20 protein-coding genes are annotated in these 16,249 nt (G+C 42.5%); 8 read left to right on the top strand and 12 right to left on the bottom strand.

Features of this window, described 5'->3' with window-relative positions; genetic code table 11:
* Positions 1–5 precede the first annotated feature (5 nt).
* The 5 genes from rimO to rpmB form a co-directional block, all read right to left on the bottom strand.
* Positions 6–1,340 (bottom strand): 30S ribosomal protein S12 methylthiotransferase RimO, encoded by a 1,335-nt coding sequence (gene rimO / locus DJ568_RS10715; protein WP_114005265.1) that lies wholly within the window; start codon positions 1,338–1,340, stop codon positions 6–8.
* 114 nt (positions 1,341–1,454) lie between these two features.
* Positions 1,455–2,420, bottom strand: coding sequence for a signal recognition particle-docking protein FtsY (ftsY, locus tag DJ568_RS10710; protein ID WP_114005264.1), 966 nt, complete (start codon positions 2,418–2,420; stop codon positions 1,455–1,457).
* Positions 2,421–2,584: 164 nt separating this feature from the next.
* Complete coding sequence (locus DJ568_RS10705; RefSeq protein ID WP_114005263.1) at positions 2,585–2,749, bottom strand: DUF4295 domain-containing protein; 165 nt, start codon at positions 2,747–2,749, stop codon at positions 2,585–2,587.
* A 37-nt stretch (positions 2,750–2,786) separates the two neighbouring features.
* The gene (rpmG, locus tag DJ568_RS10700) at positions 2,787–2,969 is read right to left on the bottom strand and encodes a 50S ribosomal protein L33 (RefSeq protein ID WP_114005262.1); all 183 of its coding nucleotides are present in this window, start codon (positions 2,967–2,969) and stop codon (positions 2,787–2,789) included.
* 83 nt (positions 2,970–3,052) lie between these two features.
* Entirely contained in the window at positions 3,053–3,286 is a 234-nt protein-coding gene (gene rpmB, locus DJ568_RS10695) for a 50S ribosomal protein L28 (protein ID WP_114005261.1), read from the bottom strand.
* Positions 3,287–3,475: 189 nt separating this feature from the next.
* On the opposite strand from rpmB, the gene acs reads away from it, so the two are divergent.
* Together acs and DJ568_RS10680 are read left to right on the top strand one after the other, a co-directional pair.
* Positions 3,476–5,377, top strand: a complete 1,902-nt coding sequence (gene acs / locus DJ568_RS10685) for an acetate--CoA ligase (RefSeq protein ID WP_114005259.1) — start codon at positions 3,476–3,478, stop codon at positions 5,375–5,377.
* 245 nt (positions 5,378–5,622) lie between these two features.
* Positions 5,623–5,808, top strand: coding sequence for a CsbD family protein (locus DJ568_RS10680; RefSeq protein ID WP_114005258.1), 186 nt, complete (start codon positions 5,623–5,625; stop codon positions 5,806–5,808).
* Between the two features lie 81 nt (positions 5,809–5,889).
* Here the strand turns inward: DJ568_RS10680 and DJ568_RS10675 are convergent, their stop codons facing one another.
* Positions 5,890–7,038, bottom strand: coding sequence for an NAD(P)/FAD-dependent oxidoreductase (locus DJ568_RS10675; protein WP_114005257.1), 1,149 nt, complete (start codon positions 7,036–7,038; stop codon positions 5,890–5,892).
* A 57-nt stretch (positions 7,039–7,095) separates the two neighbouring features.
* On the opposite strand from DJ568_RS10675, the gene DJ568_RS10670 reads away from it, so the two are divergent.
* Positions 7,096–7,821 (top strand): zinc metallopeptidase, encoded by a 726-nt coding sequence (locus tag DJ568_RS10670; protein ID WP_114005256.1) that lies wholly within the window; start codon positions 7,096–7,098, stop codon positions 7,819–7,821.
* A 139-nt stretch (positions 7,822–7,960) separates the two neighbouring features.
* Here DJ568_RS10670 and apaG read toward each other — a convergent pair whose 3' ends face one another.
* Both apaG and dusB read right to left on the bottom strand, forming a co-directional pair.
* Complete coding sequence (gene apaG, locus DJ568_RS10665; RefSeq protein ID WP_114005393.1) at positions 7,961–8,347, bottom strand: Co2+/Mg2+ efflux protein ApaG; 387 nt, start codon at positions 8,345–8,347, stop codon at positions 7,961–7,963.
* Positions 8,348–8,395: 48 nt separating this feature from the next.
* Positions 8,396–9,388 (bottom strand): tRNA dihydrouridine synthase DusB, encoded by a 993-nt coding sequence (dusB, locus tag DJ568_RS10660; protein WP_114005255.1) that lies wholly within the window; start codon positions 9,386–9,388, stop codon positions 8,396–8,398.
* A gap of 42 nt (positions 9,389–9,430) precedes the next feature.
* Between dusB and DJ568_RS10655 the strand changes: the two genes are divergently transcribed.
* From DJ568_RS10655 to DJ568_RS10635, 5 genes are all read left to right on the top strand, one after another.
* Positions 9,431–10,363, top strand: a complete 933-nt coding sequence (locus DJ568_RS10655) for a CPBP family intramembrane glutamic endopeptidase (RefSeq protein ID WP_114005254.1) — start codon at positions 9,431–9,433, stop codon at positions 10,361–10,363.
* Positions 10,363–10,575, top strand: a complete 213-nt coding sequence (locus tag DJ568_RS10650; RefSeq protein ID WP_114005253.1) for a putative signal transducing protein — start codon at positions 10,363–10,365, stop codon at positions 10,573–10,575. The genes DJ568_RS10655 and DJ568_RS10650 overlap by 1 nt, the downstream gene beginning before the upstream one ends.
* On the top strand, positions 10,572–11,381 hold the full coding sequence (locus tag DJ568_RS10645) for a phosphatidate cytidylyltransferase (protein WP_114005252.1): 810 nt from the start codon (positions 10,572–10,574) through the stop codon (positions 11,379–11,381). Before DJ568_RS10650 ends, DJ568_RS10645 begins: the two co-directional genes overlap by 4 nt.
* 31 nt (positions 11,382–11,412) lie before the next feature.
* The gene (locus DJ568_RS10640; RefSeq protein WP_114005251.1) at positions 11,413–12,114 is read left to right on the top strand and encodes a phosphatidylserine decarboxylase family protein; all 702 of its coding nucleotides are present in this window, start codon (positions 11,413–11,415) and stop codon (positions 12,112–12,114) included.
* Between the two features lie 141 nt (positions 12,115–12,255).
* Positions 12,256–13,560, top strand: a complete 1,305-nt coding sequence (locus DJ568_RS10635) for a hypothetical protein (RefSeq protein WP_114005250.1) — start codon at positions 12,256–12,258, stop codon at positions 13,558–13,560.
* A 235-nt stretch (positions 13,561–13,795) separates the two neighbouring features.
* On the opposite strand, the gene rplS is transcribed toward DJ568_RS10635, so the two are convergent.
* The 4 genes from rplS to DJ568_RS10615 form a co-directional block, all read right to left on the bottom strand.
* The gene (gene rplS, locus DJ568_RS10630; RefSeq protein ID WP_114005249.1) at positions 13,796–14,143 is read right to left on the bottom strand and encodes a 50S ribosomal protein L19; all 348 of its coding nucleotides are present in this window, start codon (positions 14,141–14,143) and stop codon (positions 13,796–13,798) included.
* Positions 14,144–14,313: 170 nt separating this feature from the next.
* Positions 14,314–14,988 (bottom strand): tRNA (guanosine(37)-N1)-methyltransferase TrmD, encoded by a 675-nt coding sequence (trmD, locus tag DJ568_RS10625; protein ID WP_114005248.1) that lies wholly within the window; start codon positions 14,986–14,988, stop codon positions 14,314–14,316.
* A 39-nt stretch (positions 14,989–15,027) separates the two neighbouring features.
* Entirely contained in the window at positions 15,028–15,552 is a 525-nt protein-coding gene (rimM, locus tag DJ568_RS10620; protein WP_114005247.1) for a ribosome maturation factor RimM, read from the bottom strand.
* Positions 15,553–15,625: 73 nt separating this feature from the next.
* The gene (locus DJ568_RS10615; RefSeq protein ID WP_114005246.1) at positions 15,626–16,213 is read right to left on the bottom strand and encodes a 30S ribosomal protein S16; all 588 of its coding nucleotides are present in this window, start codon (positions 16,211–16,213) and stop codon (positions 15,626–15,628) included.
* Between the last annotated feature and the right edge of the window lie 36 nt (positions 16,214–16,249).

Here is a 16,249-nt window from a genome sequence, read left to right as displayed (position 1 = left end):
TTCAATTATTTTACAATCCGTCCATAAAGGTCAAAGTCTTCGGCATTGTCAATTTTTACGTCAACAAAACGGCCAATGGCGGCATAGTTAAGGCTTGCGTCTATTAACACCTCGTTGTCAACTTCCGGCGAATCATATTCGGTACGGCCCACAAAGTATTCGCCATCGTTTTTGTCAATCAGTACTTTATAGGTGTTGCCTATCTTTTCCTGGTTCTTTTCAAATGATATACCCTGTTGAATTTCCATAATAGCATCGGCACGTGCCTGCTTTACCTCTTCAGGCACACTGTCTACTAAGGTATGCGCGTGCGTTTTTTCTTCGTGCGAATATGTGAAACAACCTAAACGATCAAAACGTGTATCCTCAACCCAACGCTGCATCTCGTAAAAATCCTGCTCAGTTTCGCCCGGGTAACCAGTAATAAGCGTTGTGCGCATAGCTATACCCGGCACCCTATCACGTATCTCGTTCACCACGTCGATAGTTTTTTGCTTGGTGATGCCGCGGCGCATTGATTTCAGCATATTGTCTGTTATATGTTGCAGCGGCATATCCATATATTTACAAATATTGTCCCGCTCGTTCATCACGTCAAGTATTTCCATGGGGAAACCCGATGGATAAGCGTATTGCAGACGAATCCACTCAATCCCCTGTACATCGCTCAAACGGCGCAGCAATTCATCCAGGTTACGTTTACCGTATAGGTCAAGTCCGTAATAAGTGAGATCCTGGGCTACCAGTATCAACTCCTTTGTGCCGTTTTTTGCCAGATTTTGAGCGTTTTTTACCAACTGCTCCATGGGTTCGCTTAAATGCTTACCACGCATAAGCGGTATGGCACAGAATGAACACGGCCGATTGCACCCCTCGGCTATTTTAAAATAAGCGAAATGGGTAGGTGTGGTCAGCAATCGTTCGCCCAACAATTCATGCCGGTAGTTAGCACCAATGCTGGTTAGTACGTTTTGCAGCTCGTTAGTTCCAAAATAAGCATCAACGTTGGTAATCTCTGCTTCAAGTTCGGGCTTATAGCGTTCAGACAGGCAACCTGTAACAATCACCTTGCCTACCTTACCCTGTTCCTTTAGTTCACTATATTGCAATATGGTGTCTATGGATTCCTGCTTGGCGTTATCAATAAACCCACAGGTATTTATTACAATGATATCATCACTTTTTACCTTGTCGCTCTCGTGCACAACATCAAAAAAATTCCCTTTTAGCTGGCCCGCCAAAACCTCTGAATCATAAACGTTTTTTGAGCAGCCAAGGGTTACCACGTTAACACGTGGTTTTACCGTTTTTTTGATAATATCAACTTCTTTTGTACGCATCTATTATTTCCCCAAAGTCATTGCGAAGGCACGAGACAAGTTTTTAAGCTAAGCGTATTCGACCTTACTAAAGAGATTGCCGCACTATCGTTCGCAATGACGATTCTTATTACTTTAGTTTTTAAAGAGCGAGTCTACAAACCCTTTCCTATCAAAGAGTTGCAAATGGTCAACCCCCTCGCCAACGCCAATATATTTTACCGGTATTTTAAACTGGTCTGATATACCTATAACTACGCCACCCTTAGCAGTACCGTCAAGCTTGGTAAGCGCAAGCGCGTTTACGGCGGTAGCTTCAGTAAATTGCTTGCACTGCTCAATCGCGTTTTGCCCGGTAGACGCGTCCAGCACGAGTAAAATTTCATGCGGAGCACCCGGCACCACTTTCTGCATCACATTTTTTATTTTGGTGAGCTCATTCATTAACCCAACCTTATTATGTAAACGTCCGGCAGTGTCAATAATTGCCACGTCATCACCGTTTGCTACCGCGGAGCGCAAGGTGTCAAACGCTACGGATGCTGGATCGCTGCCCATAGGCTGGGCAACAACTTTTACGCCCACTCGGTCGCCCCAAAGCTTTATCTGGTCAACCGCGGCAGCGCGAAAAGTATCGGCTGCGCCTAATACAACCTTGCTTCCCGCCTGTTTTAGCTTGTTAGCCAATTTACCAATAGTGGTGGTTTTACCTACCCCATTCACGCCAACCACCATAATCACATAAGGTTTATGATCGCCGTATTCAAGGTTATGAAAATCATTACTGTTATTTTCGGCAAGCAGTTGTTGTATCTCGTCGCGAAGCAAAGTATGCAGTTCTGACGTACTTACATACTTATCACGGGCAACCCGGGCCTCAATACGCTCTATTATTTTAAGTGTAGTGGTAACGCCAACGTCTGAGGTAACAAGCACTTCTTCCAGGTCGTCAAGCACATCGTCATCAATTGTTGATTTGCCGGCTACTGCACGGGTTATCTTTGAGAAAAAATTGTCTTTTGTTTTCTCCAGGCCGGTATCAAGTGCCTGCTGCTCCTGTACAGTGGTTTCCTTTTTTTTGAAGAAATCAAATAAGCCCATAAACCTCTCCTAAATTCTCCTTTAAATCAGAGAACTCTATTTTAATTTGTGAAATCAGCCCCTAATTTAACAAAAAAGCCCTCTCCTTGGACGAGGGTGGGGTATATATAAAAAAAGCCCTCTCGTTTAAAACAAGACGGCTTTAAAAACTTTAGCAGAACGAATTAACGGCTTTTAGCCTCGTCAATAGCATCCTTAACGTGATCGTTGTGAACAATCAGTTCTTTAAAAGTGTAAGCACCGGTTTTTGCCGACTTAACAGCGGTGATCACTTTTGAATATTCTTTGCCTTTACCTGTTTTAAGGGTTGCAACTACTTTCTTTGCCATATCGTTATATTATAAATGCTGAATAACAATCAGCTTATTACTTAATTTCTTTGTGAACTGTAACTTTACGCAATACCGGGTTAAATTTCTTTAACTCAAGACGCTCAGTTGTATTCTTTTTGTTTTTGGTAGTAATGTAACGAGACATGCCTGGCTGTCCGCTCTCTTTGTGCTCGGTGCACTCCAGTATTACCTGTACCCTGTTGCCTTTCTTAGCCATAATATTTTTATGTTGTGAGTTGTATGCTGCAGGTTGTGGTAGGCAAAATTTGCAACTTACAACCCGTAACCTTCAACTATCTATTAAATGTACCCTTTTTTAACGAACTTATTTATACAAGCGGTTATACCATTTTTGCTGATGGTTTTAACAGCTGATGTAGACACCTTTAAGGTTATCCACTTATCTTCTTCAGGGATATAAAACTTTTTAAGCTTTAAGTTAGGATAAAACTTACGTTTGGTTTTAACGTTTGAATTTGAAACGTTATGACCGTTCATATATCCTTTACCTGTTAAATCACAAATTCTTGACATGACAATTGCTTTTATTATCCCTCTATTTAAAAGAGGAGTGCAAATATCAGGATTTTAAGTCGAAAAGACAACACCCCGCTCAAAAAATTTTAAAAATCTTTATATTCAAGCTAAAAGCATTTCTTAAAATTGTATTTTCACCGCGCAATAAACTATATACAGCTATCATACTAACCAATATTTACACTGATGAAGATTACATCTTTTGACGAATATCAACAAGCGTATAAAAAAAGTGTTGAACAACCGGAAGAGTTTTGGGCAGAAGTTGCCGAAAATTTTGTGTGGCGGAGAAAATGGGATAAAGTTTTAGAATGGAATTTCAAAGATCCAAGCATAAAATGGTTCCAGGGTGGTAAACTTAATATTACTGAGAACTGCCTTGACCGTCACCTCGAAAAAAATGGCAATACCCCTGCCATTATATGGGAGCCCAACGATCCAAACGAGCATCACCGCGTACTTACATATAAACAACTGCACGATAAAGTTTGCCAGTTTGCCAACGTGCTAAAAAACAACGGCGCAAAAAAAGGCGATCGCATCTGCATTTACATGCCAATGGTGCCTGAGCTTGCCATTGCTGTTTTAGCCTGCGCACGCATAGGCGCTGTACACTCAGTTGTATTCGGAGGCTTTTCGGCACAGTCTATTGCCGATAGGATTAATGATGCCAGCTGCTCATTGGTTATTACCACTGATGGGGGCATGCGTGGCAACAAGGAAATACCTTTAAAATCGGTAATTGACGATGCGCTGGTGCAATGCAAATCTGTAAGCAAAGTAATTGTACTTACCCGCAGCCGTACACCGGTATCTATGATAAAAGGGCGTGATGTATGGTGGGAAGATGAGGTAAAAAAAGTTGAAACCCAGGGTAATCCGGCTTGCCCGGCTGAAGAGATGGATGCAGAGGATATGTTATTTATCTTATACACATCGGGTTCAACCGGCAAACCAAAGGGCGTGGTACATACTTGCGGCGGCTACATGGTATATACCGGCTACACTTTTGCCAACGTGTTTCAGTACAACAAAGGTGAAGTATATTTTTGTACGGCTGATATCGGATGGATTACCGGTCATTCATACATTGCTTATGGCCCGCTTACCCAAGGTGCCACTGCCTTGATGTTTGAAGGCATACCTACTTATCCGGATGCAGGCCGTTTTTGGGAGATAGTTGATAAACATAAAGTTAATATTTTATATACCGCACCTACGGCAATCCGTTCATTGATGAGCTTTGGCGATGAAATGGTTGATGGTAAAGACCTAAGCTCACTTACTAAGTTAGGCTCGGTAGGCGAACCTATAAACGAAGAAGCATGGCACTGGTTTGACGAAAAGATAGGCAACGGCAACTGCCCGATTGTTGATACCTGGTGGCAGACCGAAACCGGTGGTATTATGATATCGCCTATTGCGGGTGTTACTAAAACTAAACCAAGTTATGCCACTTTACCTTTACCGGGTATACAGCCTATACTGGTTGACGAGAACGGCAAAGAGGTGGAAGGTAACGGCGTAAGCGGCAACCTATGCATTAAGTTTCCATGGCCCGGTATGCTGCGCACCACTTATGGCGATCATGAGCGCTGCCGCACTACCTATTTTGCCACCTATAATAATTTATATTTTACCGGCGATGGTTGTTTACGCGATGAAGATGGTTACTATCGCATAACCGGCCGCGTGGATGATGTGTTAAATGTATCAGGCCACCGTATAGGTACTGCCGAGGTTGAAAACGCGATAAATATGCATAGCAGCGTTGTAGAGTCCGCTGTTGTGGGTTACCCGCACGATATAAAAGGACAGGGCGTGTATGCTTACGTGGTTAGTCCGGATAAACACGGCGACGAAGAAATTACCCGTAAAGATATTATGATGACTGTATCGCGCATTATTGGCCCGATAGCCAAGCCCGATAAAATCCAGTTTGTAAGCGGGCTGCCAAAAACACGTTCGGGCAAAATTATGCGTCGTATTCTGCGCAAAATTGCCGAGGGCGATACCTCTAACCTGGGTGATACTTCTACTTTACTTGACCCGGCTGTGGTTGATGAAATAAAGGGAGGAGCTTTGTAATAGAGTCAAGATCTTAGAATCAAGAATTGAGAGGCAGAGGATTTTTTCTTCTGCCTTTTCAATTTGTGTCATTGCGAGCGATAGCGTGGCAATCTCCTCGCGTCATTACCTGCGACGAGGTTGCTTCGTCGTTCCTCCCCCGCAATCACAATTTCTTAAAATCTTGCTTCTTAACTCTTGCCGCTATCTCCATAAACAATCTCCCCCCTGGCCTGTTATCCAAATACATCTAAATAAAAAACGTTATGGATAAATTAGAAGTAAAAGGTGGCTGGAACGAGCTCAAAGGAAAAATAAAACAAGCTTACGGCGATTTAACCGACGATGACTTGAAACACGAAGAAGGTAAAGACGATGAATTTTTAGGACGCCTGCAGCAAAAAACAGGTAAAGCACGTGAAGATCTGGTAAACTGGATTAACAGCCTTTAATTAATATCGAACACTGAATGTTGATTGTTTAATATCCCGAAGCGGAAAACTTCGGTATTTAGCAGCCGACATTCAGTGTCGTTATAAGTTATTTAAAAGCATATCTGCTACTTCTTCACCCACTAAGCTACCCATAGCTACCCCCATACCATTGCAACGCACGGCGCAATATATATTTGGCTTTAATTGTTTAACTATCGGGCTCAACTCCTCTCCAAAACCCATAATGCCGCTCCACCAGTAGTCAACGTCAAATTTTTGCCCCGGCAGTATAACGTTATTTAAATAATACAATAATTTTTCTTTTACCCCTTGGGTGTGGCCAAATTCCCACGTGCGTTCAGCATCAAAGTCAAGGTTACGCCCGCCGCCCAGTAATATACGGCCTTCTATATTTCTAAAATAATAAAACCCTTCGTCGAAATGGTAGGTGCCCTTTAATTTTAGTCCTTCAACAGGTTTGGTTACCAATACCTGTCCGCGTCCCGGCTTAACATCGAGACCGGGAAATAACTGTGCAGCAAAGGCATTGGTAGCCAGTATCACTTTGCCCGTTTTAAAATTTCCCTGCGATGTAGTTACCATTACCACGTTACCCTGGTCTTCTACAGTTTGGATGTTGCAATTATTTAACACCATTACGCCATTGTTGTAAACCTTTTGCAATAACACCCGCATCATCATACCCGTGTTAAGCTGCCCTTCGCACCGGTTATAAATCATATGACTTACGCCTTTTATACCAAAGCCTGCTATTTTGGCATCAGCCACTGAATAAATGTCGCGTTCACCAATAGCTTGCTGCACCAGTTTGTTAAAATATGTTAATTGTTCTACCGCTGCTTCAGCGCGTTCGCTTTCGTGTGTCAGGAATAATTCGTACCCGCCATGCGGCTGATAAGCAATATGGGCATCTCCCAGGTTTTGCCTTAGCCTGTGCAACCCCCGCCATCTGTAGGCAACAAGCCACATAGCTTCCTCCTCGGTAGAGGCTTTTACATTAGCAATTTGCTCTGTCACAGTGCCAAAGCAGGCAAATCCGGCATTTTTTGTACTGGCTCCCGTAGGTAAGAAGCCGCGTTCCAGTACCAAAACTTTTAAGGCAGGCCGCTGTTGCTTTAAGCGCAGGGCAGCGCTAAGGCCAACCAGCCCGCTGCCAATAACAATAACGTCGGTGTTATTAATAAATGAAGTTTTCTCCCAGTAAGAAAATGTTTGACCTTGTAGCACGTTTATAATATTTTACGGAATGCTTTTTGAATTAACTTTATTACAAAATATTTAAACATGGATAATTTAGCATTTATAACCGGGTTTATACCGTATAATTCGGCCATATTCCTGATGATCGGCGTAGCACTTGTAAGTTTTATTGTGCAATGGCGATTTAAAAGTAAATTTAAACAATATTCAGAGATAGGTTTGCTTTCAGGGCTTTCAGGCGCCGAGATAGCCGAACGCATGTTACGCGACTATGGCATAACAGATGTAAAAGTTATATCAGTTGAAGGACAACTGACAGACCATTACAATCCGGCTGATAAAACAGTCAATCTGAGCCCTGATGTTTATCATAGCCGCAGCGTTGCCGCAGCGGCTGTCGCCGCGCATGAGTGCGGTCACGCGGTACAACATGCCAAAGCTTACGGATGGTTAACCTTTCGTTCTGCCATGGTGCCGGTTATAAATGTAGCGTCAACTTTAACCCAGTGGACGCTGACTATAGGCATCATGATACTTATATTTAGCAACAATCCGTACATTTTAGCCATCGGGGTAGCTGCGCTGGCGTTGGTAACTACTTTTAGCTTTATAACGCTGCCGGTTGAGTTTGATGCAAGTAAACGTGCACTTGCCTGGCTTAATACCTCGAGAGTTATGCAAACTCCTGAAGAAAATGAGCAAGGTAAGGATGCCTTGTGGTGGGCTGCCATGACTTACGTAGTTGCCGCTTTAAGTGCCTTGGCTACGCTGGTTTATTACGCTTCGTTTTTGTTTAACAGGCGAGACTAAGGCGTTGAACGTAAGCGTCAATTAAAAAAACAAATTATCATTCTGGATGAAAAGAATGACCACAAAAAAATCCCGGCTGTAATCAGCCGGGATTTTTTTGTATTATATCTATCTTGCTTATTAAGCCCCAAATCTTAAATTAATTCATCCTGTAGGGCGCTATCAAACAAAATTCCGGTATCTGTACTTCAAATGCCGAATTATCAAGCAGGCGTACCATTTGATATTCGCCTTTCATGCTGCCCATGTCCGTTTTAAGGTTACAGCCTGAAACATATTCATGCAAGTTGCCAGGTTCAATAACTGGTTGTTGTCCTACTACACCTTCCCCTTCAACTTCACGCTTTACTCCGTTGGAGTCAAAAATATGCCAGTGACGGCTTATGAGTTGTACAGCATAATTCCCCATATTTTCAATGCTAACTTTGTAAGCGAACATAAAATGGTCATTAGCCGGGTTTGAATATTCTGGCTGGTAAAGTGTCTCAACCGACACTTTAACACCTTCAGTTATAGTGGTTGCCATACGTTTGGAAAGTATACTGTTTTCAAATATAAAATCTACTGTCAAATATCACGCCATTTCATGCGAATATTTGACATCAATTTCACACAGGATATCTTGCACTTCTTCCAACGTGGCCGCTGTTACAAGCCGCATCCTGAACTCTTTGAAATGATCAATGCCTTTAAAGTAGTTGGAGTAATGCCTCCGCATCTCAAATATACCGGTACGCAGGCCTTTCCACTCTATTGATTTTTCGAGGTGCGTACGGCAAACTCCAATACGTTCGGCAATAGTTGGTCCGTCCAGCAATTCGCCGGTTTTAAAGTAATGCTTCACCTCCCGGAATATCCATGGATATCCGATGGATGCGCGCCCTATCATCATTCCATCAACCTCATATTCCATACGCCACGCGGCTGCTTTTTCAGGAGAATCGATATCCCCATTACCGAAAATCGGAATTTTTATACGCGGGTTTTTCTTAATCTGATGGATCAATGACCAGTCTGCTGATCCTTTGTACATCTGCGAGCGGGTACGGCCATGTATGGTAAGGGCCTGTATGCCAACATCCTGTAAACGCTCCGCAACCTCGTAAACATTTTTTGTATTATCATCCCAGCCCAGGCGGGTTTTTACAGTTACCGGCAAGTGGGTGGCTTCAACAACAGCCTTAGTCATGGCAACCATTTTATCTATGTCCTGCAATAAGCTCGCGCCGGCGCCGCGGCAGGCTACCTGTTTTACCGGGCAGCCATAGTTGATGTCCATCAGGTCGGGGCCAGCCTGTGTAGCAATCTCGGTAGCTTCGCGCATGTGGTCGATATCACTGCCAAATATCTGTATACCTATAGGGCGTTCATATTCAAAAACGTCCAGCTTTTTCAGGCTTTTGGCGGCATCCCGTATCAATCCTTCTGACGATATGAACTCTGTATACATCATATCGGCACCGTTTTGCTTACACACGTAACGAAACGGCGGATCACTTACATCCTCCATTGGTGCCAGCAATAGCGGGAATTCCCCTAAATCAATATTTCCAATTCGAACAGACATCGCTTATCTTTAGCCGGAACAAAAATACAAAAATTTACCTACATGACTGACGATCGGCATTATGCGGTTAAGCCGCCCATGCAACTGGTTTATCTTATACTAACAGTTTTTGGCTGTGCCGTTTTAGGTATATTGTTGTCCATGCTAATTATTGGGGCGCTTTACGGCGGGGATGCAATGATACAAGCCGGCACTGCCTCGGTTACATCACCGCCCGAAGTTATAAGTGCGTTAAAGATATTACTGGCCGTTGGAAACACCATCGGCATGTTTTTAGCCCCCGCCATCTTTTTCGCCTACCTAATTATGCACGATGGGGACAGCTATCTAAAGCCAAACATAAACTTTAATTATTTTTTAATTCCGTTGGTACTGGTTATTATGTTTCTGTTTAACCCGGTGATGGAAATTATGGTAAATATCAACCAGCAGCTGGTGTTGCCGGATTTTTTAAAGGGCATTGAACTATGGATGCGCGAGCAGGAAGACGCAGCACACAAAATGATACAAGCTGTACTGCAGATGAACACGACAGGCCAATTCATATCGTCGTTAATTGTTGTAGGCCTGTTGCCTGCGCTGGCCGAAGAGTTTTTGTTCAGGGGGTGTTTGCAAACAATTTTACAACGTTGGACGGGTAATATCCATGCGGCCGTATGGGTAACGGCTATATTGTTCAGTGCTTTGCATGTGCAGTTTTTTGGCTTTTTGCCCCGTATGATGCTGGGCGTTCTGTTTGGTTATATGGTAGCCTGGAGCGGAAGTATATGGCCGGCTGTATGGGCGCACTTTATAAATAACGCAACGGCGGTTATTGCCACGTACCTGTACCAGCAAAAAATGATAAAAACAAATCCTGATGATCCGCATATATTTAATTACAACGCCTACATTGTTAGCGTAATATTTGTACTATTTTTGTTGTGGGTTTACCGGAAAATCGCGTTAAACAAAAAACAATTAGCGGGTTATTAATGGAAAAAAACTGGATTAAGATATTCACTTCATTCAATTTTTATCAGTCGGAAATAATTAAGCAGGTACTTACCGAGCACCATATTGACGCCGTATTGCTTAACCGCCAGGATTCATCACACCAATCTTTTGGCAACATCGAGGTTTATATACACCAGCGCGACTTCAGTCATGCTATAGAAGTTATGGTGCTCAATGAAATTAATATATGAGGTTACGCGCCATTACAGGCTTCTTTTTTATTATTGTAATGTTAGGCTCGGTGTTGCTGGGCGCGGTAGTCTTTACTACGTTTTACCTGTTGCTCAGCATATTGTGCTTGCATGAGTTTAACAAGCTTATAAAACAAAGCGGCCCCGACCCTAATTTGTACACCGGCCTAGTAAATGGTTTTTTTGTTTTTGCAGGTTTCGCCATTGAATGCTACTATCCTTCAAACAAGCTTATATTGTTTATTATACCTGTATTGCTTGGATCGATATTCGTGCAGGAGTTATTTAAAAAATCATCTGCGCAACCATTTACTAATATAGCGTATTGCTTTTTAGGCATATTGTTTACCGTGGTACCCTTTACATTCTTCCATGCCATGGGGTTTGTAGGCGGCGACTTCAATTTTCATATACCACTTGGTTTTTTGCTGATGCTTTGGGCAAATGATACAGGTGCCTATCTTGTAGGTACACAACTGGGGCGTACAAAGCTGTTTGAACGGCATTCGCCAAAAAAAACCTGGGAAGGCTTTATCGGCGGTATTGTTATAACCGCAGGTGTGGCTGTTCTGCTCAATAAGTATTATCCTGAACTTACTTTACCGCAATGGATAATTACCGGTGCAATCATCAGTGTGTTTGGCACCATGGGCGATTTGATAGAATCCATGTTCAAGCGCAGCATCAATGTGAAGGATAGCGGCGGCTTGTTGCCCGGCCATGGTGGTTTGCTTGATAGGTTTGACGGGTTGCTGCTTGCTGCACCTATTGTTTATGCATACCTGTTCTTCATTTCAAATTCTTAGTTTTGCATATTACATAAACCAATAAAATACAATGACCATACATAAAGAGGGCTACACGTCTATTGCCTTATGCATCTTGTTCATATTTATACTTAATGCTCTTATACAGTTTTATTTACCTGATGCTTACACCTTAAAATGGGTCGTTTATATTTTATCCGCCTTGCTTTTTATTATTATTCTGCAGTTTTTCAGAAGCCCGAGTTTGCGCATAGCTACCGACGAAACGCATGTACTTTGCCCCGCCGACGGTAAAGTTGTTGTTATCGAGGAGACTGAAGAAACTGAGTTTTTAAAAGACAAACGCATACAGATATCGGTTTTTATGTCGCCTATTAATGTGCATGTTAACCGCAACCCTATTGCGGGCGTGATAAAATATTTTAAATATCATCCCGGGGAATACCTGGTGGCCTGGCACCCTAAATCGTCAACCGAAAATGAGCGCACAACTGTAGTCATTGAAAATCATGCGGGGGTGCCCGTACTGTTCAGGCAAATAGCAGGTGCACTTGCACGCCGTATTGTTTGGTATGTAAAGGAGGGTGATGTAGTGGAACAGGGGCAGCAATTCGGTTTTATAAAATTTGGATCGCGGGTTGACGTTTTTTTGCCATTGGGTACAAAGGTTAACGTTAGCATTGGCGAAGTGGTTAAAGGCGGGCGCACTGTTTTGGCAGAGTTGCCTTTGGCGGTTAAGCCTGTTAAGGCACCTGCGGCAAAAACCACTTAATAAAAACGCAGATAGCTCACCTATAGCCCTTGATTAATTTCAAATACTGCTAAACATTTTAACAGTTCAACTGCTGATAGGATGGTGGTTATTTATTTATTATAAATAACTTCGCATGCTGTATGCTACCTGTACATCTCTATGAAAAAATTGTTCCTCCTGCTGCCTGTGCTGTTTACATTATCATGTAAACAAAATACCGAAAAAGAAAATCAGCGGCTTAATTTATTAGCCTGCGAATACGTGCGCCTAGGCCTTACCATCGGGCAATACGATGAAGATTTTGTTGATGCCTACTACGGGCCGGATTCGCTAAAGCCAAAGACATCTCCTGCCGACAAATTCCCTAAGGATAGTTTGCTGGCATCAATAAACGAGTTGATGAATGCGCTCAAAGATGAAGGTGAAGCCGCAACAGTTGATTCAAACCGTATACGGGCAAAGTGGCTTTATAACCAATTAATTGCCTTTAGTGAGCGCGTACGTATATATTCAGAAGATTACCTCACCTTCGATGACGAATCGAAGCAACTATTTGGCGCTACTGCGCCAGTATACACTGAAGATCATTTCAAAAAGCAAATTGATTTACTGGATAGCATATTGCCGGGGCGCGGCAATGTGAACGACCGCTTTCAAAAACTTGCCAATAATTTCGTGATCCCTAAGGACAAACTGGATGCAGTAATGAAAGCGGCCATAGCCGAAGCAAAAAAGCGCACTTTAAGCCATTACAAGCTTCCCGCGGGTGAAGGTTTTTCGCTGGAGTTTGTTACTGATAAACCATGGTCGGGCTATAACTGGTATAAGGGTAATTACACCAGCAATGTGCAGATAAATACTGATACTAAAATTTTTATAAACCGGGCTATTGATGTAGGCAGCCATGAGAGCTATCCGGGGCACCACGTATATAATATGTTGCTTGAGAAAAATCTGTACCGCGACAAAGGCTGGGTTGAAATCTCTTTATACCCATTGTTTAGTCCGCAATCGCTTATTGCCGAAGGCAGCGCCAACTTTGGTGTGGAGATGGCCTTCCCGGGCGACGAGAAGGTTAAGTTTGCCAAAAATGTGTTGCTTCCGCTTGCCGGGCTTGATACTGCCGGTGTTGAGCTTTACTTTAAAGCCCTGGCATTAAAAGGCACTTTAGATTATGCCCGTAACGAAGCCGCCAGGGGACTTATTAATAAAACCATGTCAGAGTACGAGGCGCTTTCATTCCTTAAAAAGTACGCGCTAATGAATAATGAAACGGCCAATAAATCAATAAGCTTTATTAAAAAGTACCGCAGCTATGTAATCAATTACAACTATGGGCAGGACCTGGTACGCGATTATATAGAGCGTAACGGTGGTACAGTAAAGAATGCCGCAAGACGATGGGAATTGTTTAATACATTACTAAGTAATGAAATAAACACTGCAGACCTGGTTAAAAAATAATACATTTTTACACCACACTACGCGCTCCCTTGCCCTTAATTTGTATAAGCACGTACACCGCAAAAGATGGCTAAAAAGGGTGTGATGACGAATACTTTTGCTCTCGCAACAGTTTATATTGCATAAATACCACGTTTATTATGGTACAATTGGCAACAATGGTCAAAACAAAAAGCCTTGCTGACGATCAGCAAGGCTTAATATTATATATTCCCCGGTTGAATGGGGAGATGAATTAAACTCTTTTTGATTTAATACGGGCTGCCTTACCAGTCAGTTGACGCAGGTAGAACAGTTTTGCACGACGTACTTTACCTACGCTGTTAACTTCTATCTTATCGATATTAGGCGAAGCAAAAGGAAATATACGCTCAACACCTATGCCGTTAGACACTTTACGAACAGTAAATGTTTCAGATACACCTACACTGTTACGTTGTATAACTACACCCTGGTAAAGCTGAACACGCTCTTTGTTACCTTCCCTTATTTTATAATGCACAGTTACAGTGTCGCCTGCTTTGAAAGACGGATATTCTTTTTTTACTACTGACTGCTCTTCTACAAATTTTACTAAATCCATGATTTTTAGCCTTTAAAAGCGATTTTTAACCCGTAAAAATCGGATTGCAATTATAGGGAAATTATCTGACAATAAAAAGCCGATTTTAAAAAAATCCGCAATGTATTTTTTTAAGGGATAATTTATTTTTAATCATCGTCAAACCGGCAATTTTTAATCTCTGATGTAAACTACTTTAACAAATCCGGCCTGCGTGTCTTTGTGCGTTCAAGCGCCTGTTCAAAACGCCATTTTTCAATTTCGCCTGCATGCCCGCTTAGCAATATTTTTGGTACTGTGTGCCCGTTCCAATCGGCAGGACGGGTGTATACAGGCGCATCCAGCATGTCGTCCTGGAAAGAATCAGACAAGGCCGAAGTTTCATCAGATAGTACGCCTGGTATCAACCTCACTACGGCGTCCACCAACACTGCGGCAGGAAGCTCGCCACCGGATAGCACGTAATCGCCAATGGATAGCTCACGCGTTACATAAATATCGCGTATGCGTTGGTCAATACCTTTGTAATGCCCGCAAAGTATGATCACGTTCTTTTTCACGGAAAGCTGGTTAGCTATTCGCTGGTTTAGCGTCTCGCCGTCAGGCGTCATAAATATTACCTCATCATATTCAAGTTCGGCTTTAAGCTTTTCAATACAAGCTGCAAATGGTTCGATAGACATTACCATGCCGCTGCCGCCACCGTAAGGATAGTCGTCAACACTTTTGTGTTTATTGGTGGCATAATCGCGCAGGTTATGAATATGTATTTCGGCAATCCCTTTTTTTTGGGCCCGCTGTAAAATTGAATGCGCAAATGGGCTTTCTAGCAATCCCGGCAATACGGTTATAATATCAAAACGCATTAGGTAAAGATAAGTGTTAGTGATTATAGAACACCTTGATTAATCTAAGTAAATATCCAGCAAGCCTTCGGGTAAATCAATATTAACAACACCTTGGTTTACGTCAATGCCTTTAATAATTTCTTCATTAAGCGGGAATAATACCTCGCGGTTTTTGTAGCGTACGGTGGCTATAATCTGTTGTGGATATTCCTGCACATCAATAATCCCGCCCAGTTCGCCCTCGTACTCGTCAATGGCAATAAAACCCATCAGGTCAAATAAAGTAAAATTATCTTCATCAATTTCGGGCTTTAGCTTATTTGGCAGGTAAAGATTCTTTTTCACCAATGGCGAGGCTTTTTCAACTGTGTCAATATCCTCCAGGTTAAGATATACGGTGCCCGGCATAGGATACTTGATCGACTTTACGAAGTATGGCACCAGCTTACCAGCCATATCCACAAAAAGCGAATTGAATTTTATGGTATCCAACCGTTCAAAATCAACATATAGCTGCATCTCACCTTTAAGGCCGCGTGTTTTTAAAATGCTGCCTATTCTGAAACAATCCTCAACTTTCATAACAAAACATATTTAAACAACAATGGCGATGACCGTTGGGTGCATCGCCATTATATAATAAGCCATTGAATAATTATTCAGCGTCTTCTTTTTTATCTTCTTCAGCCGCAGGTGCTTCAGCAGCGGGAGCTTCTTCAGTTTCAGCTACCGGAGTTTCATCGCCAGCAACTTCTTCTTCAGTTTCAGCTACTTCTTCAGCCGGAGGCGTATTTTTAGCAGCTATCGCGGCAGCCCTTTCTTCCTTCTTTTTAGCTTCAGCGGCTAAAGCAGCTTTACGCGCTTCTTCCTTAGCTGAAGTTAAACCTGATTTTTTACCGCTAATTTTTTCGTCTTTCTGACCAAGCCACTCGGCAAATTTCGCGTCGGCCTGCTCTTGTGTTAACGCACCTTTTTTAATACCGCCTTCAAGGTGTTTTTTGTAAAGAACGCCTTTGTATGATAATATAGCGCGGCAGGTATCTGTTGGTTGTGCACCATTGCTTACCCACTCAAAGGTTTTATCAAAGTTGATGTCGATAGTAGCCGGGTTGGTGTTAGGGTTGTATGAACCTAAACGCTCAATAAAGCGCCCGTCACGTGGAGCACGTGCGTCTGCTACCACAATGTAGTAAAAAGGCTTCCCTTTTTTACCATGTCTTTGCAATCTGATCTTAGTTGCCATTTTTTTGTTTTAATTATGTATTCAACATTATCCCGG

It is taken from the genome of Mucilaginibacter hurinus, from assembly GCF_003324525.1.
GTDB lineage: Bacteria > Bacteroidota > Bacteroidia > Sphingobacteriales > Sphingobacteriaceae > Mucilaginibacter > Mucilaginibacter hurinus.
Note: the sequence above shows the minus strand (reverse complement) of the source record. Positions and strands in the feature narration are given on the sequence as shown.